The 18,091-nt window shown below is 43.6% G+C and carries 16 protein-coding genes; 8 read left to right on the top strand and 8 right to left on the bottom strand.

Going from position 1 to position 18,091, the window contains the following annotated elements:
• Positions 1-47: 47 nt before the first annotated feature.
• Complete coding sequence (locus ACFSR5_RS09500; protein ID WP_380903055.1) at positions 48-509, bottom strand: ferritin-like domain-containing protein; 462 nt, start codon at positions 507-509, stop codon at positions 48-50.
• A gap of 146 nt (positions 510-655) precedes the next feature.
• On the opposite strand from ACFSR5_RS09500, the gene ACFSR5_RS09495 reads away from it, so the two are divergent.
• Positions 656-1,072 carry an NUDIX hydrolase gene (locus tag ACFSR5_RS09495; protein ID WP_380903053.1) on the top strand — a complete coding sequence of 139 codons (417 nt, stop codon included), beginning with the start codon at positions 656-658 and terminating at the stop codon, positions 1,070-1,072.
• A 71-nt stretch (positions 1,073-1,143) separates the two neighbouring features.
• Positions 1,144-1,833 (top strand): Crp/Fnr family transcriptional regulator, encoded by a 690-nt coding sequence (locus tag ACFSR5_RS09490; protein ID WP_380903051.1) that lies wholly within the window; start codon positions 1,144-1,146, stop codon positions 1,831-1,833.
• 83 nt (positions 1,834-1,916) lie between these two features.
• On the opposite strand, the gene ACFSR5_RS09485 is transcribed toward ACFSR5_RS09490, so the two are convergent.
• Genes ACFSR5_RS09485 through nirB form a run of 4 tightly spaced genes read right to left on the bottom strand, consistent with a single transcriptional unit; the run spans position 1,917 to position 6,083 of the window.
• Entirely contained in the window at positions 1,917-2,321 is a 405-nt protein-coding gene (locus tag ACFSR5_RS09485) for a hypothetical protein (protein ID WP_380903049.1), read from the bottom strand.
• A 10-nt stretch (positions 2,322-2,331) separates the two neighbouring features.
• Positions 2,332-3,144: a formate/nitrite transporter family protein gene (locus ACFSR5_RS09480; protein ID WP_380903047.1), complete on the bottom strand. Its 813-nt coding sequence runs from the start codon at positions 3,142-3,144 to the stop codon at positions 2,332-2,334.
• Between the two features lie 42 nt (positions 3,145-3,186).
• Entirely contained in the window at positions 3,187-3,516 is a 330-nt protein-coding gene (gene nirD / locus ACFSR5_RS09475) for a nitrite reductase small subunit NirD (protein WP_380903045.1), read from the bottom strand.
• 50 nt (positions 3,517-3,566) lie between these two features.
• On the bottom strand, positions 3,567-6,083 hold the full coding sequence (gene nirB, locus ACFSR5_RS09470) for a nitrite reductase large subunit NirB (RefSeq protein ID WP_380903043.1): 2,517 nt from the start codon (positions 6,081-6,083) through the stop codon (positions 3,567-3,569).
• 202 nt (positions 6,084-6,285) lie between these two features.
• Between nirB and cobA the strand changes: the two genes are divergently transcribed.
• From cobA to ACFSR5_RS09450, 4 genes are read left to right on the top strand one after another with little or no spacing between them, the layout of a single operon-like run.
• Positions 6,286-7,044, top strand: coding sequence for a uroporphyrinogen-III C-methyltransferase (gene cobA / locus ACFSR5_RS09465; RefSeq protein WP_380903041.1), 759 nt, complete (start codon positions 6,286-6,288; stop codon positions 7,042-7,044).
• 30 nt (positions 7,045-7,074) lie between these two features.
• The gene (locus ACFSR5_RS09460) at positions 7,075-8,388 is read left to right on the top strand and encodes an MFS transporter (RefSeq protein ID WP_380903039.1); all 1,314 of its coding nucleotides are present in this window, start codon (positions 7,075-7,077) and stop codon (positions 8,386-8,388) included.
• The gene (locus ACFSR5_RS09455; RefSeq protein ID WP_380903037.1) at positions 8,375-11,917 is read left to right on the top strand and encodes a molybdopterin-dependent oxidoreductase; all 3,543 of its coding nucleotides are present in this window, start codon (positions 8,375-8,377) and stop codon (positions 11,915-11,917) included. The genes ACFSR5_RS09460 and ACFSR5_RS09455 overlap by 14 nt, the downstream gene beginning before the upstream one ends.
• Positions 11,910-13,400, top strand: a complete 1,491-nt coding sequence (locus ACFSR5_RS09450; RefSeq protein WP_380903035.1) for a rubredoxin — start codon at positions 11,910-11,912, stop codon at positions 13,398-13,400. Before ACFSR5_RS09455 ends, ACFSR5_RS09450 begins: the two co-directional genes overlap by 8 nt.
• A 36-nt stretch (positions 13,401-13,436) precedes the next feature.
• On the opposite strand, the gene nudK is transcribed toward ACFSR5_RS09450, so the two are convergent.
• On the bottom strand, positions 13,437-14,021 hold the full coding sequence (gene nudK, locus ACFSR5_RS09445; RefSeq protein WP_380903033.1) for a GDP-mannose pyrophosphatase NudK: 585 nt from the start codon (positions 14,019-14,021) through the stop codon (positions 13,437-13,439).
• Between the two features lie 46 nt (positions 14,022-14,067).
• Positions 14,068-14,535 carry a DoxX family protein gene (locus tag ACFSR5_RS09440; RefSeq protein ID WP_380903031.1) on the bottom strand — a complete coding sequence of 156 codons (468 nt, stop codon included), beginning with the start codon at positions 14,533-14,535 and terminating at the stop codon, positions 14,068-14,070.
• A 205-nt stretch (positions 14,536-14,740) separates the two neighbouring features.
• On the opposite strand from ACFSR5_RS09440, the gene ACFSR5_RS09435 reads away from it, so the two are divergent.
• Complete coding sequence (locus ACFSR5_RS09435) at positions 14,741-15,724, top strand: ROK family protein (RefSeq protein WP_380903029.1); 984 nt, start codon at positions 14,741-14,743, stop codon at positions 15,722-15,724.
• Positions 15,725-15,834: 110 nt separating this feature from the next.
• Here the strand turns inward: ACFSR5_RS09435 and ACFSR5_RS09430 are convergent, their stop codons facing one another.
• Entirely contained in the window at positions 15,835-16,293 is a 459-nt protein-coding gene (locus ACFSR5_RS09430; protein ID WP_380903027.1) for a hypothetical protein, read from the bottom strand.
• 284 nt (positions 16,294-16,577) lie between these two features.
• Between ACFSR5_RS09430 and ACFSR5_RS09425 the strand changes: the two genes are divergently transcribed.
• Positions 16,578-18,017 (top strand): sulfatase family protein, encoded by a 1,440-nt coding sequence (locus tag ACFSR5_RS09425; RefSeq protein WP_380903025.1) that lies wholly within the window; start codon positions 16,578-16,580, stop codon positions 18,015-18,017.
• Positions 18,018-18,091 lie beyond the last annotated feature (74 nt).

Raw genomic sequence — 18,091 nt, 5'->3', positions numbered from 1 at the left:
TGGCTTGGTAGTTTATAGATGCTATTTCCCTATTTAATAGCAGTATTTTAAGCCTTGTCCCGCAAACTTTTAATTTCATTATGTGCTTGCAATTGTACTTTTGCCTGACTTTGTATGACCGCTAGTATTCGCTCATCAATGACGTCGATGTCCTGAATCACATCTTCATAAACTTTCTTAAATACATCCTCACCTTTCTCACATGAAGCTAAGATACTCTTCCGATCATGTCCTTCTATATTGACCTTGACATCCATCCATAGACGATATAATTTTCCAGTCAGACGTGTGTTGTCCGTTGGCTGTTCGCCTTCTTTAATCACCAACGGAGTCAGTTCGGTTTTGAACTGTTGAGACTGCTGCCTAAAGCGTTCAAAGAGCGCGATAATATCAGCATCCGTTGTAGCGTCAACCAACTCGATGGCTTTGGTATAACCTTCAATACGATCATTATTGATTTCAATTAGATCATTCAGTAAAGTGGCGTTTTTTTCAGCTGTATTTTCCATATATTTTTTTTATAGAGTACAAATCAAAATGGCAACGGTTCAATATGGCAAGAAAAAAAGGTATATTGTCGGGAACATTACGTACTTTTCCGGTTAGATTTATTTATGACGGACGATATACCCGAAAAAAGCTATATTAGTCAAGGATGGAAAATAAGCATGTGCTCTTGCCAACGGCTGGTTTGTTGGTGATTAAGGAAAACAAAATTCTACTGGCATTCAGTAAGAATAAACAGGCATGGTACCTTCCCGGAGGTAAGCTCAATGAAGGCGAGACGTCGGAAGAGGCCTTGATTCGGGAAATAAAAGAAGAGTTGGGCGTGACGTTGAAGAAAACAGCACTTCAGTTTCTGACACATATATCTGCCACAGCCTACGGAGAAGCTGGATTGACGATGGAGCAAGATTGTTACTTGTGCCCATTGGAAGAAGAAGTGCGACCTAGCGCTGAAATCGTAGCCGCACGTTATTTCTCGGTACAAGAGTACGCTCAAGAGCAGGTCAGGGTTGAAGGTGTTATAAAAGCGTTTGAAATATTAATCCTTAAAGGTTTGATTTTGTAGCCTGAGTTACGTTTTATGATTAAAGATTGTCCATTGACAAGTAGCTATTACAAGGGGAAAATAGGTGTAGAATGAAAAAGAAATTAAAAACTTGCGATCATTCCTGTTTTATGTGTCAGCATGTGTTGCACGATTGGTATACGCAAGTTGATCGCAATAGAACCGTTGTAAAGATCAGAAAGGGGCAGCAGTTCATTTCGGAGGGAGATACGGTTCGCGGGGTGTATTTCGTGTTGTCCGGAGCGATTAAAGTACATCGGCGATGGGGTGATAAGGAGATGATTGTACGTTTTGCTAAGAAAGGGGATATAGTGGGGCATCGCGGGGTTACCTCCGGAAAGGGGGCATATCCTATTTCGGCAACCGCATTGGAAGCGACAGAATTGTGTTTTCTCGACTTGGATTTTTTTATGTTAAGTCTTCGTCTCCACGCTTCGTTGAGCTATCAGCTAATGCTTTTTTATGCCGACGAATTACAGTGGTCTGAGCAGAAAATGTATAACGCTGCGCATCTCTCTGTAAAAAGTAGATTGGCTTATAGTTTATTGCTTTTGCGTGGGTTGTTTGGCAGAGAAGAGCCAGACGGTTTTATCGGACTGATATTAAGTAAAACGGATCTGGCAGCTTATATTGGGACAACGTATGAAACCGTTTATCGGGCGATGGGAGAGTTGGAAGTGGAAGGGCTCATCGCGCTGGCTGGAAAAAAGATATTTGTCTGTCGCCCGGATTTACTTCAAGCGTTATTAGAGAAATGCTAGAGAACGAAAAAAGAGGGGGTAAAGTCTGCCCAGGAACTTTACCCTTGTTTCCTCTTTCATGTTTGCTACCCCCGATTTATATCTTAAAATTTGTGCCCTAGACCTAAGCCGATTTTCCATTTACCCGTTTCAGTGGCTGTTTTTGGCGTATAAAAGGTCGGAATTTGAAGCGCGAGATGTTTATAAATGACTGTCAAGCCGACTCCTAGTGTTGGTGTAATAGTGCTATTTTTGGGCTTGTCACCTTCTACCTGATCCTTTTTGATCTTTAATGTGGGAAGAAGTCCAATTAGTACAGAACATGTCGGGCAGGTATTGTATTTAATGGAAGGGCCGAGACAATTGAGATACGCGCCTTTGTCCACGTAGCCCGCAGCCAACGTTCCTTCAAATAGGGATGTATTTATCTTTTGTTGCTGTGCACACGTTGGAAATATACTTCCAACGAGGAGTGTGCTCAGACCTACGGTTCTTATAAAATAGTGCATGTTGCCTTTTTTATGATTCGACGATCGGTGTTTTTTCCCTTTTATGGTAGGTGTAATAAATGGCCATGCCGGTGAATAACAGCCCTCCTACCACGTTGCCTGCTGTCACAATTAATTGATTGTATAGCCACCAGTCCGAAATGCTTACGTCTGCACCAAACATCATCCCTGCAGGGATAACAAACATATTGACCACGGCGTGTTCGTATCCTAAAGCGAAGAAGATGAAAATCGGGATCCCTGCTGCTAAAATCTTTCCTAGGGTAGATTTTGATGTCATGGACATAACAACGCCTGTGCATACCATCCAGTTACATAAAATGGCTTTAACAAAAGCTGAGAAGAGTCCTGCTGCGCCGTGTAATCCATAACCTATTGTCTTCTTATCCGCAATTTTGACGAGCGCAAGCTCTACTTGGCCCAATTCGTTCATCTGTCCGGTTTCGGTGCTGGCTGCCCAAAACAACAGAGCGAATAATACACTTCCGATCAAGTTGCCTGTAAAGACCCATATAAGATTGTTGAGCATCGATTTAAATGATATTTTTCCTTCTAGCCAAGCAAGCGGGATTAGCGAAAAACTACCAGTAGCCAATTCCAGTCCCAAAATGACGATAATGACGAAGCCGACCGGGAAAACGAACGCACCAATAAGACTTAACCCCGTTTGGGACGTCGCCATCAAGGCAAGTGTGACAGATATAGCGAGTAGTGCGCCGGAAAGCGTCCCGCGGATAAGAAGATCTTTAATAGAGAGAGAAGATTTGTGGATAGCCGTACTCATCATGATTCCGGCAACTTCTTTTGGGTTAATGTAGTCCATGCTTTTGAGATGTTATTTTGTTTTTTAAAGAGGTGTCTCCTGTTAATAAGTCATAGCAATGTATACGCGGCCGTTTTCGACCTTTACCGGATAAGTTTTGATGGCGCATTCATCGCCGGAAAGACATTCACCCGTGTCAAGTGCAAATGTTTTCTTATGAAACGGACATGCCACTTTAGGCGTTTCGCCTAAAGAACCAAGCATACCTCTGCTTAAAATCATCTGATGTTTATGCGGGCACTCGTTCTGTGTAGCGTACCATTCATTCCGACGGGTGAAATAAAATAAAGCGACCTGTTCGTCCTGGAGTTTAAGACATACACCGCCATTTTCTATGGCATCTTCAATTTTGCATGCTTCTATCCATTGCATATCAACTCGTGTTTCCATTATACTTCAATTAGTGATTGCTGTTTGTTTAGTTAAACCGTTTCTACATTCCAGTCCGCAGCTTTCTTTTGTCCGCGGAGTTCTTCAAACCTAACGTTGCTGTCTTTTTCATCTGGTGCATTCACAAAGTGTACGAATCGTTTGCGGATGTCCGGATCTTCGACGGCAACCTTCCATTCGCATTGATAACTGTCGACGAGTTGCTGCATGTCGTTCTCCCAAGCTTCTCCCATCCCTAGACTGTCATGTACTACAACATTTTTTAGATAGTCTATACCGCCTTCCATTTTGTTCAGCCAAGTTGCTGTGCGTGTCAGTGGATCGGCTGTTCGTATGTAAAACATCAAAAAACGGTCGATGTATTTAATGCACGTTTTGCTGTCGATATCTGTCGCTAAGAGTAAGGCGTGTTGTGGTTTGCTTCCGCCATTTCCGCAGACATAGAGATTCCATCCTTTTTCGGTGGCAATAATACCGAAATCTTTGCTTTGCGCTTCCGCGCATTCCCGGATGCAACCACTTACGGCAGATTTTATTTTGTGTGGCCCGCGCAATCCTCTGTAGCGTTCCTCTACCTCAATTGCAAAAGAAACGCTATCCTGCAGTCCGAAGCGGCACCACGTGCTTCCGACACAACTTTTCACGGTGCGCAACGCCTTTCCATAGGCGTGGCCGCTTTCGAATCCTGCTGCTATTAATGCTGTCCAAATGGAGGGGAGGTCATTCAGATGAGCCCCGAAAAGATCAATGCGTTGTCCACCGGTAATTTTTGTGTAAAGGCCAAATTTTTTTGCCACCTCTCCGATCACGATCAATTTATCCGGCGTAATTTCTCCGCCGGGAATACGGGGGACTACGGAGTAAGTACCCCCTCGTTGGATATTCGCGAGATATCTATCGTTGCTGTCCTGAGCGACATCATTTCCGCGCTGCAGGATCATCTCATTCCATAAACTCGCCAGTAGCGAGGAAACCAAAGGTTTACAAGTTTCACAACCATGACCTCTTCCAAGTGCATCCAGTACATGGTCGTAGCTCTTAAGTTCATGGATCTTAATCAAGTCATATAATTCCTGTCGGCTTAGGTCAAAATGCTCACAGACCGTTGTGCGGACATATTTGCCCTGTTGCTTCATAGTATAGGTAACGAGATCCTTCACCATGGGTATGCAGCCTCCACATCCTGAGCCTGCCTTTGTGCACTTTTTTACCGCCTCTGCATTTTCGCAGTTTTGGAGAGCTACTGTCTCGCAGATCTGTGCTTTTGTTATGCCTTCGCAACTGCAGATCAAGGCCTCATCAGGAAGGGCGGCTAAACCCGATGTTGCTGGTTTACTGTTTGCTTGCTCTCCGAGAAGTAATTGCTCCGGATGTTCCGGTAGAGGGAGGCTGTTGTTAACAGTCTGTAAAAGCATGTTGTACGAAGACGCGTCGCCTACCAAGATTCCACCTAAAAGACGAGTGCTGTCATTGCTGATGTTTAATCTTTTGTAAATACCTTTGTTTCGATCCTCTAGGAGGATCGTGCGGGCATACGGTTCGCTGATAAAAGGGTCTCCAAAGCTTGCAACATCCACGCCCATTAGTTTGAGTTTGGTGCTCATATCGAATCCTTTAAATGATTTTGATTCTTCTGCGATATGCGATGCCGCTATTTCAGCCATTTCATATCCGGGCGCCACGAGTCCGTAGATCATGTCGTTGAATAGGGCGCATTCGCCGATGGCATAAATGGAGGGGGTTGATGTTTGCATTTGTGCATTAACGAGGATTCCGCCACGCACTCCAGTAACCAGGCCTATTTTTTTAGCCAATTCATCTCGGGGGCGAATACCTGCCGAGATAATTAACAGATCACTTTCTATCTTCGTGCCGTCGGTGAACGCGATGTGTGTTAGACGAGGGTTGCCGATCAACTCCTGTGTGGATTTCTGAAGCAAGCAGGATAATCCCAATTCTGCCAATTTGTTTTGCAATATAAGGCTTGCCGCGTCATCGATTTGTCTGGGCATAAGCCGTGGAGCAAACTCGATGACCGCCGTTTCTTCCATACCTAAGTCGATAAGAGCCTTCGCAGCTTCCAGGCCCAGTAGGCCACCGCCCAAGACAGCGCCTTTCGTTGCGTTTTTCGCATACGTGCGAATGAGGTCTAAGTCTTCGATGGTCCGATAGAGAAAGACACCTTCTTTTTGAGTGCCCTCGATTGGAGGAACGAACGCGGCAGATCCTGTTGCAAATATCAGGTAATCATAATGTACGGAAATTCCTTTCAACGAATCAATCCGTTTCTTGATGGTATCAACGTGTATTATAGGATTGTTTAGGTGAATTTGTATATTATTTTCAACATACCATTCTTTTTTTACTAAAAAAAGCTCCTCGGCGGACTTTTTTTTGAAATAGTCGGTCAAATGAACCCTATCGTAAGCTTGAATTGGTTCTTCACTAAATACAATGATGGTATGTTTTGGGAGTTTTTGTTTTATTTTTTCGCAAAACTTATGCCCTACCATGCCATTTCCGATTATTACTATTGTTTTGTTTTTCATATTTTGCATTTTTTTGTTGTTGAAAAACTTGTTTAATAATTTTACTTTGCTAATCTAGTAAATAAAAATGTACAAAATCAACAAAAAGATTGTTTTTGTAATATTTTTTATAATGTTTAGATGTTTTTGTTCAAAAAAATTATGATTTGTGTCATGTAATTTGATAAATTTGAATGTTATTTCGTTTATAAATTGATTTTTTATGAGTTTTTCATCTAAAAAATTGTTTGTAGTGGGTGCTGGGCCGGGAGATCCAGAGCTTTTGACTATAAAAGCGTTGAATATTGTTAAAAACGCAAACGTTATACTATATGATAACCTAATAAATAAAGATATTCTAGAATTTTCGGATGCGAATTGTATAAAACGCTACGTCGGAAAAGATCCTTCCGGCAATTATGTCCCTCAGGAAGAAATTAATAATCTGATTTTGAACTACTGTGCTCGGTACGACGTCGTGGTGCGTCTAAAAGGAGGGGATCCTTACCTGTTTGGCCGTGGATTCGAAGAATGGTCGATTGCCAAACAGCAAGGAATTGAAATTTCATATGTACCGGGTATTAGTAGTATGCAGGGTGCAGGTATGAGCGATATTCCGCTTACACATCGCGGCGTCAGTGAAGGCGTTTGGGCATTAACAGGGATGAAGCGAGATGGTAGTTTATCGGCCGACCTGCAACTGGCCGTTCAAAGTAAGTCTACTGTTGTGATTTATATGGGTATGCAAAAATTAGATGAGATCGCGCGGATGTACGTGATGAACGGAAAAGGTGATATGCCTGCCGCCATCATTCAGCATGCTACTTGCTCCCAAGAGCGGAAGGTGTTGTGTAAAGTAGCAGATCTGCTCAAAGCAAGCCGACAGCACGGGCTAGGGCATCCCGCAATTATCGTTATCGGCGAGGTTGTCAACCTACAACACGTCCTGACAATTGATACCGATCATCGTCATGTTATATAATTAACTATAAACTCTAAGCTATCAACAAATATGAAAGAACAACAACAACCGCTTACCAGATTGCGTATATTCTCATTTAAGGGAATTCAAATGCGAACGTTCCATATCACATGGATTACTTTCTTCTTCTGTTTTTTCGGATGGTTTGGTGTTGCTCCATTGATGCCCTTGGTCCGGGAACAACTTGGCCTAAGCAAGAGCGAGATTGGAAACATCATTATCGCTTCTGTATCAGCAACTATTTTAGCGAGATTGCTTATCGGGAAGATGTGCGACACATTAGGGCCGAGGATTTCCTACACCGTACTTTTGGTAGCGGGCGCTATACCAGTAATGCTCATTGGCTTGAGTGATAGTTACGAAACATTTCTACTTCTTAGATTTTTAATAGGCATTGTGGGAGCCTCTTTTGTCATCACGCAATTTCACACATCGATGATGTTTGCGCCAAATGTTATTGGGACTGCGAATGCTGTAACCGGAGGTTGGGGGAATCTTGGAGGGGGGGTAACCAATCTGGTGATGCCTCTGATTGCAGCTGGATTCGCTGGCATGGGCTTAATAAGCGAACAAGACTCCTGGAGGTTAGCGATGGTTGTGCCAGGGTGTATTTTGCTCATTATGGCCTGGATTTACTACCGGTACACGCAAGATACGCCGCAAGGTAACCTCAAGGACATCGTTTCCGACGTGTCAGGTCGTCCAAAGAAGAAAGGATCATTTTTGGTTGCCTTAAAAGACTATCGAGTATGGGCATTAACGCTGGCCTATGCGGCCTGTTTCGGTATCGAAATTACGGTGGATAACGTTGCGGCAACGTTTTTCATGGATCGCTTCGATACAGGAATCATAATGGCGGGAGCGATGGCCAGTGTATTCGGTGGGATGAATTTGTTTGCACGGGCATTGGGCGGAATCGTAAGTGACCATGTAGGGCGTATACACGGAATGAAAGGGAAGGGGATTTTGTTAGGAATATTGCTGCTTTTGGAAGGGATTGGCATTGGCCTATTTGCCGCATCTAACACATTACTCCTAGCAATCATTACCATGCTTCTTTTTGCGCTGTTCTTGAAAATGGCAAATGGATGTACCTACGGCATTGTTCCTTTTATCAACAAGGAAAATATAGGAAGTGTGAGTGGTATAGTTGGCGCCGGTGGAAATATCGGTGCTATGTTGGTAGGCTTTCTTTTCAAAGCAGAACACTTGAGCTATGCAGATGCTTTTCAATATATAGGTGTGGGCGTTTTTGCGGTTGGTGTACTCGTTCTTTTCGCTCGTTTTCAGCCTAGGACAGTGAAAAAGGGGGCGGCAGAAATAGCGTTGGATGTACAAAATTAATGATCGCGTTATGAATAAGGGACAGCATGACACATTTAAAAGTACCTGCTGCTATTGCGGCGTTGGTTGTGGCGTTGAAATTAAAGTGGAAAAAAATGGCTCTGTTTCCGTTGTTGGCAATCAAAGTCATCCCGTAAACCATGGAAAATTGTGTAGTAAAGGCTTGAACTTACAATACACCGTAAATGATCGTTCCGACCGGTTATTGTATCCGCAGATGCGTTACCACAAGTCCATGCCCCTACAACGTGTCTCTTGGGACGATGCATTGGATCGCACTGCTGCAGTTTTCCAAACATTTGTGGAGCAGTATGGTCCAGATTCGGTAGCTTTCTATGCTTCTGGACAGTGTTTAACCGAAGAATACTATGTGCTGAATAAACTTGTAAAAGGATTTATAGGAACAAACAACATTGATACCAATTCGCGATTATGTATGAGCAGCGCAGTTGCAGCATATAAAAAGACACTTGGAGAAGATAGCGTTCCGATATGCTACGATGATATTGAATTATCCGATTGCTTTTTGGTTGAGGGCGCCAATCCAGCCTGGTGTCATCCGATTCTTTGGAGGCGTGTGGAGGCGCACAAAGTTAATAACCCGCGCACAAAGATTATTGTTGTTGATCCCCGTGTCACAGACAGCTGTGCCGTTGCTGATCTCCATCTGCAAATTAATCCCGGCACCGACATTGTCCTTAACTATGCCATTGGGCGACTACTCATTGAGCGCGGGGATATCGATCTAGATTTTTTAGAAAGGCATACAGAAGGGTATCCCGAATACAAAACGCGGGTAATGGAAAGAACATTACTGGAAGCCGCAGCCATCTGCGGCGTGCCGGCGGAAGATATTGAGCTTGCCGCTACCTTCATCGGCGAATCGACAGGCTTTTTAACGATGTGGACAATGGGACTCAACCAAAGTGCCATCGGTGTAAATAAAAACCTAAGTTTGATGAATTTGAACTTAATCACAGGTAAGATCGGGAAGCCGGGATCTGGTCCATTTTCGTTGACAGGACAGCCCAACGCCATGGGTGGAAGGGAAGTGGGTGGTTTGGCCAATCTATTGCCAGCTCACCGGAATATGAATAACGCGCAGCACCGCGACGAGTTACAGAAATTTTGGTCTGGAACAACCGTGAGTGAAAAACCTGGCCTAACGGCGACTGAAATGTTTGAAGCGTTACTTGATGGCCGTTTAAAAGCAATTTGGATTCTATGTACTAACCCGCTGACGAGTTTACCTAATGCACGATTGGTAGAACGAGCACTGGAAAAGGCCAAGTTTGTTGTTGTGCAGGAAATTTCCAATAAGCCACAAACGTTGAGCTACGCGGATGTAATATTACCTGCCGCAGCGTGGGCCGAGAAAGAAGGGGCCATGACAAACTCTGAACGACGAATTAGCCATTTGCAAAAAGCGATCATGCCTCCGGGAGAGGCGCTGCCTGACGCTGAAATTTTGTGCAGATTCGCACAAAAAATGGGATTCAATGGGTTTTCTTACCACAAAACGGAAGATATCTACAGGGAACACGTGCGTTTAACAGCAGGTACCAACATCACTATAGACGGTTTGGATTACGATGTAATTGATGCATTAAATACGGTCCAGTGGCCCTACCAAAAACGCCGGAAGATGGGAACCGCTCGCCTTTTTCAAGATGGGAAATTCCATACTGACAGTGGGCGAGCGCTATTGCATAGCCCCCCGGACGATCATCACAGCGAACGACCAGATTCGAATTTTCCATTGATATTGACGACCGGGCGAATTCGTGATCAATGGCATACGATGTCGAAAACAGGAAAAGTGAATAAACTGAATCAACATATTCAAGATGCCTTTTTAGAAATTCATCCCCGCGATGCAGCCGCGTTGCAAATAGAAAACGGAGAGCTGGTCAGTGTGTTGTCTTTACGGGGAAATGTCCGAGTCAAAGCGCGAGTGAGTGCCACGATCAAACCGGGTGTAGTATTTCTTCCAATGCATTGGGGTAAGATTTTGGGATCCGATCTCAATAGAGCGAATAACCTCACCAACGATTTGGTTGATCCCGTTTCTAAAGAACCCGATTTTAAGTTTTGTGCAGTCCGAGTGGAAAAATATAAAAAAGAGAAACAGCGCATCATTATCGTTGGAGCAGGAGCTGGGGCATTTGGATTTGTGAAATCTTATCGTGAACGCAATAAAATAGACGAAATTGTTGTATTCAGCAATGAAGATCTACCCTTTTACAATCGGGTCATGCTGCCACATTATGTTAGCGGAGAGTTGCATTGGGAGCAATTGGTCAAGATGCGCGACGAAGAAGAAAAAGATTTCGATATACAGCATATACGAGGCGTACAGGTTCTGTCAATAGATCGTGAACACAAGTGCATAAGGGATTCGCGAGGTGTCCGCACCGGGTATGACGTTTTAATCCTCGCAACGGGGAGTAGGCCTACATTGCCCAAACACGTGCCACAGTTGCCCGGAATATTTACGATGAGACGTAAAAGCGATGCCGATTTACTAAAGAAGTATCTACCACGAGATGCGCATGTCGTTATTGTAGGGGGAGGGTTGTTAGGACTAGAGATGGCGGCGTCACTTCGGGAGATTGGAACGAAAATTACCGTTGTACAACGAGTGTCAAGATTTTTGAACCGACAACTAGATCCTCTCGGAAGTCAGTTACTTCATGAAGAGATGATTGATCAAGGTTGTGATATTTTCTATAACGACGAGGTGCAATTGTATTATGGCAGAAGTAAGCTAAGTAAAGTTGAATTACGGAGTGGTCGTCAAATAAAATGTGATGCGGTAATTCTTGCTATTGGGACAACCCCGAATATTGAGCTGGCAAAAGAAGCTGGACTGTTGTGTAAGCGCGGCGTGGTGGTGGATCATTATATGAGGACTAGCGACCCCTTTATTTATGCCATCGGAGAGATTGCAGAATTTGAGGGAATACTTTACGGCATTACGGCAGCAGCGGAGGAGCAGGCTGATGTGGTCGCGCGCTATCACCAAGGTGATATTAGTCGATATTACAAAGGGAGTTTGTTTATGAATATTATTAAAATTCAAGGCTTTGACCTCTGTAGTATAGGGTTGGCGGAAGCGCCTAACGAATCTTACGAGGAGATCGTCTTCATTGATAAGGCTAAACGTTATTATAAGAAGTGTATTATTCATGAAGATAGACTGGTCGGGGCGATTTTAATCGGTGATAAGAACGAATTTATAGAATTTAAGAACCTCATCGCTAATAAGACGGAACTTAGCGAGAAGCGCTTGCAGCTTCTGCGAAGTGGCGAGGCCAAGGAGCCAATAATGGGTAAGTTGATTTGCAGTTGCAGCCAAGTTGGGGAGGGAAATTTGAGAAAGAAAGTGGAGGAGGGTGTGGTAGACATGCAAAATCTATGTGAATCAACGGGGGCGGGCATGGGATGTGGTTCGTGTCGTCCAGAGATCAAGGCTATATGGGAGCGTTGTCGTATAGAACACGCGGAGGAGGCGCTTCCCCATGCATAATGATTCGATTGAACACACACTGGTCAAAGTCAATCTACCTGGGGGCGTGATCTCGGTGGGTGATTTAGATGGTACGTTGGAATGTCTTAAACATATTGGTGTTGAAGAGGTTCGCTTGGGTGCTCGGCAGCAGCTTTATTTCTACGTCTGTGCAGAACAACTGCAAGAGTTGGAATATGCTTTACTGAACCAGGAACTATCTTATGAAATTGGGCAGGACGCCCATCCGAATATCGTAAGTTCGTACGTAACCGACAGTATATTTAGTCAACAACCGTGGATTCGAGAGGGGGTATATAGAGATGTTTTGGATAGCTTCAATTTTTTACCAAAGCTAAAAATAAACGTCGTAGACTCTACGCAGTCCTTGGTTCCGTATTACACCGGCAATTTGAACTTCATAACGTCTGAGATAGGAAATTATTGGTATCTGTATCTGCGTTTCCCCACTACTACTATTTTCTATTTGTGGTCTAGTTTGGTGTATAGCGATGATATTGCGATGTTGAGCCGTACCCTTGAACCTACGCTGCTCAAGGAGAGTGTCTCAACGGCAGAAGAGGGGGGGCGCTTGGGCGCTCGGCTTGAAGAAATAGCAACCAAGTCTGGACAATTTATGTTTCAACCGCTTACACAACCGTTTGTAGAGCCGTCGTTCAAGCTTCCCTATTATGAGGGTTTTAATGGCTACCATGATCGATTATGGCTTGGGGTCTATAAAAGGTCCGAAGTTTTTTCAATTTCTTTTCTGCAGGATATATGCGCTGTTTGTAAGCAGAACAGAATCGGTCAGATATATACAACACCATGGAAGTCGATCATTATTAAGGAAATCCAACCAGCTATTCGAGCAGAGTGGGATTTAATTTTGGATAGGCATCGCGTCAATTTGCGGCACGCGCTAAACGAACTAAATTGGCAGACCGAAGATTACGGCTCGACGGGATTGGCACTTAAGCAAGATCTGGTACACGATCTGAACCGGTTAGATGTGCGAACGTATAAGCTTAGTTTTGGGATCAAGATGTGCGATAGAACCGGCGTGTGGGGCGCTGTGATTTTACGCTTTCTATCATCAGATGGCACAAAAACATGGTTTCAAGTTCTGCATACTCGAGATTTCAATCCCAATTCAAAGGATTTAATCGTTTATCGAAGCCGAGTAGAACGGGCGGATCTCAGTGAGGCTATTGTTCAGCTGTGCGAGGAATTCTATGCGTATAAAGAAGTCATTGCCCAGCGTGTGGTTTGTCCGGAACCAACGGCAGCTGTGATCGAGGAGCAATGGTTGTCTCCAGTCGTTTATCAATGTCCGAAATGTAAGACTATATATCATCCCCATTGGGGAGACGTGCAGCAAGGCATAGCGCCAAAAACGGCTTTTAAGGCTCTGCCTGTCGATTATCAATGTAGCCTGTGTGGAACAGCAAAAGATAGCTTTCTGCCCTTTGATAAATCGCTGGAAATACCGCATTCGGATTAATTTGAAGTGAACATACATGCTCACTTCAAAGCCGTTTCAACGGCTTTTTAAAACCCCGGCTATTTGTATATGCTGTAACAACATGATCGTCTTAGCGTCTTTTATTTCGCCTGTTTTAATCAGGCCAAGCGCATGTCCGAAGTCGAGTTCCAGTACTTCGATATGCTCTTGTTCCTCGGCCACGCCGCCGCCTACAGCCACCTTCATTTTTGGTGTATATGCCGCTATAAAAAAATGCAGTATCTCAGTTACGGATCCCGGCGACATATAAGCTTCAAATACTTTTTCTACCTGTTCAATTCGGTATCCCGTTTCTTCTTCTGTTTCCCGGCGTATACACTCTTCAGGTTGGTCTGTATCCAAAAGCCCGGCACAGGCTTCAATCAGCAATCCATCGGGATTTCCGTTCACAAAGGTTGGCATTCGAAATTGTCGTGTAAGGATCACCGTATTTTTCTCCTGATTATAAAGCAAGATCGTCGCGCCGTTGCCGCGGTCGTAGGCTTCACGAGATTGTCGTTCTGTCGTTCCGTCGTTCCGTCGGTAATCAAATGTGATTTTTTTTAACGTATACCAGTTGTCGGAAAGGATTCTGGTTTCGATGATCTTAACTTTTGTCATATTTTGCACTTCTTAGGAAGTCGTAAATATACTAAAAGGTTCGATCTCAACGTAATTTATGAGGGAATGCGTCGGTGTCGTCAAGCACATTCCTCTGTTTTTTATATCGGCCTATGATGCCCATGCTCCACAATGCCCATATCATCAATACGGGTTGAAAGAATAGTCTGATTAAGCGGGCAGCGTCGGTGTTAAGGCCAAAAGCGTCTCTCTTATGCACATATTGAGCCCAATTACCGGGAAAAACTACTAAGAAAAATACAGCGAGAAGCCAAGGTATCCAACGCTTTCGATGTCCGAAAAACAGCACAAGGATGGCGAGCAGAATTTCGACGATACCGGATAAAATCACAACGGTGTCCACGTTCAATAGTATCCATGCCGGAACTTGGGCGCGAAAATGGATCCGACCAAAGGTGAGATGTCCAATGCCGGAGAAAAGCATGAAAAAACCTAAGATCACCCTGCAGAGATGTTGGATCGTACCGGTTTCGTAGTCTATTGGTTTTTCCATTGTGGATGCATCTTTTGATCATTAGAACAATCCGATGCATGAGAAGTTTGCACAGGGCGCGTTTAATTTTTGTTTAACGAAACCAAGGCTGTCCCAATTCGCGTGCTGTGAACACCGGACTACGAGTTGGCATATAGCATAAAGATAGTGCCATTTTTTGCTTTTTTTTTTATAGTTTTAACTATTTACAAATTAAATATAAAACATGTCGTTAACAGATTTGTCGGGACGCCTAGCGTTGGGCATAGATATAGGTGGGACTAATACCAAATTTGGAGTCGTAAACCATCGCGGAGAAGTATTGGAAAAAGGTCATTTACGAACAGACGAGTATGAAAAGATTGAAGTTTTTATTGAAGCCTTACACCGCGCAATTACACCATTAATTGAGAAATACGGAAGCTTAGAGCTTTTTGATGGTATCGGTGTTGGTATGCCCAACGGGAACTACTATACGGGTACGGCAGAACAAGCTCCGAATCTACCGTGGAAAGGCGTTATTCCATTTGCCGACCTGATGAAGGATAAATTTGGGTTGCGCTGTACAGTGACGAATGATGCCAACGCAGCTGCGTTGGGCGAGATGCTATTCGGCGCGGCACGGGGAATGAAAGATTTTATTATGATTACCTTAGGAACGGGTGTAGGGAGTGGTATCGTAGCCAACGGAAGCCTTATCTATGGTCATGACGGATTTGCGGGCGAATTGGGACACACTATCGTTAAACCAGGAGGAAGAAAACATTGGAGCACAGGCTCCGAGGGGAGTTTGGAAGCTTATGCGTCGGCCACTGGCATTGCTATAACTGCAAAAAAGATGCGTGCTGAATTCCCAAGTTCTATGTTAAATCAATATCCCGAGGAGGCAATCAATTCGAAAACCGTATTCGAATGTGCTTCTAAAGGCGACTCGATCGCCATTGAAGTTTTTCGTTATACTGGCCAGAAACTTGGTGAGGCTTTAGCCAACTTTGTGATGTTTTCATCTCCTGAAGCCATTTTATTATTTGGAGGAGTCATCAAAGCAGGAGACTTTATTCTTAAACCGGCAAAATTACATATGGAAAGAAACTTATTTCCCATTTTTCGAGATAAGGTGAAATTGGTATTCAGCGAGCTTAATGAAGCGGATGCGGCCATCTTAGGTGCCAGCGCCCTTGTTTGGGAACAAAAGAAAAATAACAGATAAAAGGTCTGAAGAAAATACCATTAGCCAATGATGGACATTGTTTCACACTAAAAAATTCACCTGTAAACAATGTTCATCTCCTTTTACCTCCATCGCTGATAAAATTGCAGTTATGCCTTAAAAAAAGAGCCTATTGTATCTAACCATAGGAGCTTCCTGTCAGTTATCCAATCCGTGTGTATTTTATTTAGAATAAGTTCCTCATCCTCAATTAATACCTCCAACTCATGTTCCGGAACAAATCGAGGAAAAAAAATAGCATCTTCCTCTTCCCAATAAGTGTCCGATTGAACCATGTTATGCGTGTGCGTCTCAAAATATAGCCTAGCTTGTTGGCCACTTACTTGTTTAAGTCCCGTTAGCGTACGATCGAATGCTTTCATTTCTTGTTCAAAGTAGGTGGGAAATACTGCTTTGACATACCGCTCGTAAAGTTCTCGATTATTGGTGCGAAGCGCTTCATTTCGAATGACGATTCGCTCTGGGTGAAAAGACCAGTTAAATGCTAATGGTTCCTTTCTGAACTGATAATGGAAGTCATACTTGTCCATCCTTAAGTCTATATCCATAACGAATAAATGTATCTTAAAAACCGTTCGCGCGTTATACAATCATGCTTATTAGAAGAACAATCGTCTTGGCGAATTGTTCTCTGAAACTAAGCTACGCTGGTTCCCAGCGAATGGAATAACCATTTGAATCCAGCACAGAACTCAAAAATATGGATACAGGTTGTTAACTTTTTGACGAAAAGAAACAATAGGTTTCAGGATATATTTGTCATATTTGTTTTACTACTTGCTGAAGGACAGTTCTTTATTTGACTGATTCAGGCCGCTTAATTTGTACCGATATGAAAGACGACGCATTATTAACTCGTGAGAAGATGACTGCTTTCCTGTGGAAACCGCGCCTCTCACTTTTCTGTCTGCTTGTCCTTTTGTTTTGCTTTAGTAAGGCACTTTTTTCGCAGGATAACTTAGCAACTAAACGTAAGCCAAATATGATTATCATCATGGCCGACGATTTAGATAGCAGACAGTTAAGTTGTTATGGCGGTCAGAATATGACAACCAAACACATTGACCGTTTGGCTCGCGAAGGATTGAGGTTTACGAATCTCATCGCCTCAGAAGCCATGTGTGTTCCGACTAGAGGATCACTTTTTACAGGCTTATACCCCGTTAAGCATGGTGCCTACCAAAACCACAAACCCGTATATCCCCAAGTGAAAAGCATAGTCCATTACCTGAACGACGTCGGATATCGGGTAGGATTAACCGGTAAAGACCATATGACCATTCCTAAATTTGTTTTTCCTTTTGAGATAATTCCAGGATTTGAAAAAAACTGTGTGTCGACAACCGACGTCTATTTTTTGGATAGCATTGCACAGTTTGTGCAGCAGGATGACAGTCCATATTGTCTGTTTGTGATGAGCATAAATCCACATGCCCCTTGGACTGTCGGTGATACTTCAGCGTTCGATCGAGCCAAGCTTGCCTTGCCCAACCATTGGGTAGATACAGAAATAACTCGTCGTCAATTTGTTAGGTACTTGGCTGAAGTACGACAATTAGACAATCAAGTTGGCCAAGTATTGAAGATGCTCGAAGATAATCAGCAGCTCGACCATACCGTTGTTATATTTTTGGGAGAGCAGGGACCGCAATTTCCGGGCGGTAAATGGACGCTATACGATAATGGCCAACGCAGTTCCATGTTGATACGTTGGCCTTCAGTCGTCAAAGGCGGCGTAACAACTAGCGCTTTGGTCCAGTTTGAAGATATCGCTCCTACATTGGTTGAAATAGCAGGAGGATATCCTATTTCAGGTTTGGATGGTCAAAGCTTTATGTCCCTGCTGGATGGAGAACATGCGGCCTTCCGAAAGTATGCTTATGGAATACATAATAATATTCCGGAAGGTCCTGCATATCCGATCCGAAGTATCCGAAGTGAACGGTTCAAACTTATTCTTAATCTTCGTGCGGATGCATTATACCACATAAAATATATGACTGATATAAGGAACAAAAAACAAGCTTACACCTCTTGGGTAGAAAAAGGAGAATCGGATGCGTATGCACATTTCTTGGCGAACCGAATTGTAAAGCGCCCGCCCTTAGAATTTTACGATCTACAGCGTGACCCTAATGAATTATTCAACTTGGCCGCAGATCCTCACTACCAAACGACCATTGAAGGGATGCGGAATGAACTATTCCGTTGGATGGAGGAGCAAGGCGACAGTGGAATCGCTTTAGATGTTCCTTTTGAGAAAGCTTTATGACTTCCTCGGTTATACAATGATCATGAAATACTTATTGTCCGTCAAATACAGATTGTTCCAATAAAAAATGGCTG

The organism is Sphingobacterium suaedae (assembly GCF_042684625.1).
GTDB lineage: Bacteria > Bacteroidota > Bacteroidia > Sphingobacteriales > Sphingobacteriaceae > Sphingobacterium > Sphingobacterium suaedae.
Note: the sequence above shows the minus strand (reverse complement) of the source record. Positions and strands in the feature narration are given on the sequence as shown.

What these genes read in the sequence shown, in the direction of transcription:
- ACFSR5_RS09500 (WP_380903055.1), bottom strand. Translation starts at nt 509, where the DNA reads ATGGAAAATACAGCTGAAAAAAACGCCACTTTACTGAATGATCTAATT.
- ACFSR5_RS09495 (WP_380903053.1), top strand. Translation starts at nt 656, where the DNA reads ATGGAAAATAAGCATGTGCTCTTGCCAACGGCTGGTTTGTTGGTGATT.
- ACFSR5_RS09490 (WP_380903051.1), top strand. Translation starts at nt 1,144, where the DNA reads ATGAAAAAGAAATTAAAAACTTGCGATCATTCCTGTTTTATGTGTCAG.
- ACFSR5_RS09485 (WP_380903049.1), bottom strand. Translation starts at nt 2,321, where the DNA reads ATGCACTATTTTATAAGAACCGTAGGTCTGAGCACACTCCTCGTTGGA.
- ACFSR5_RS09480 (WP_380903047.1), bottom strand. Translation starts at nt 3,144, where the DNA reads ATGGACTACATTAACCCAAAAGAAGTTGCCGGAATCATGATGAGTACG.
- nirD (WP_380903045.1), bottom strand. Translation starts at nt 3,516, where the DNA reads ATGCAATGGATAGAAGCATGCAAAATTGAAGATGCCATAGAAAATGGC.
- nirB (WP_380903043.1), bottom strand. Translation starts at nt 6,083, where the DNA reads ATGAAAAACAAAACAATAGTAATAATCGGAAATGGCATGGTAGGGCAT.
- cobA (WP_380903041.1), top strand. Translation starts at nt 6,286, where the DNA reads ATGAGTTTTTCATCTAAAAAATTGTTTGTAGTGGGTGCTGGGCCGGGA.
- ACFSR5_RS09460 (WP_380903039.1), top strand. Translation starts at nt 7,075, where the DNA reads ATGAAAGAACAACAACAACCGCTTACCAGATTGCGTATATTCTCATTT.
- ACFSR5_RS09455 (WP_380903037.1), top strand. Translation starts at nt 8,375, where the DNA reads ATGTACAAAATTAATGATCGCGTTATGAATAAGGGACAGCATGACACA.
- ACFSR5_RS09450 (WP_380903035.1), top strand. Translation starts at nt 11,910, where the DNA reads ATGCATAATGATTCGATTGAACACACACTGGTCAAAGTCAATCTACCT.
- nudK (WP_380903033.1), bottom strand. Translation starts at nt 14,021, where the DNA reads ATGACAAAAGTTAAGATCATCGAAACCAGAATCCTTTCCGACAACTGG.
- ACFSR5_RS09440 (WP_380903031.1), bottom strand. Translation starts at nt 14,535, where the DNA reads ATGGAAAAACCAATAGACTACGAAACCGGTACGATCCAACATCTCTGC.
- ACFSR5_RS09435 (WP_380903029.1), top strand. Translation starts at nt 14,741, where the DNA reads ATGTCGTTAACAGATTTGTCGGGACGCCTAGCGTTGGGCATAGATATA.
- ACFSR5_RS09430 (WP_380903027.1), bottom strand. Translation starts at nt 16,293, where the DNA reads ATGGATATAGACTTAAGGATGGACAAGTATGACTTCCATTATCAGTTC.
- ACFSR5_RS09425 (WP_380903025.1), top strand. Translation starts at nt 16,578, where the DNA reads ATGAAAGACGACGCATTATTAACTCGTGAGAAGATGACTGCTTTCCTG.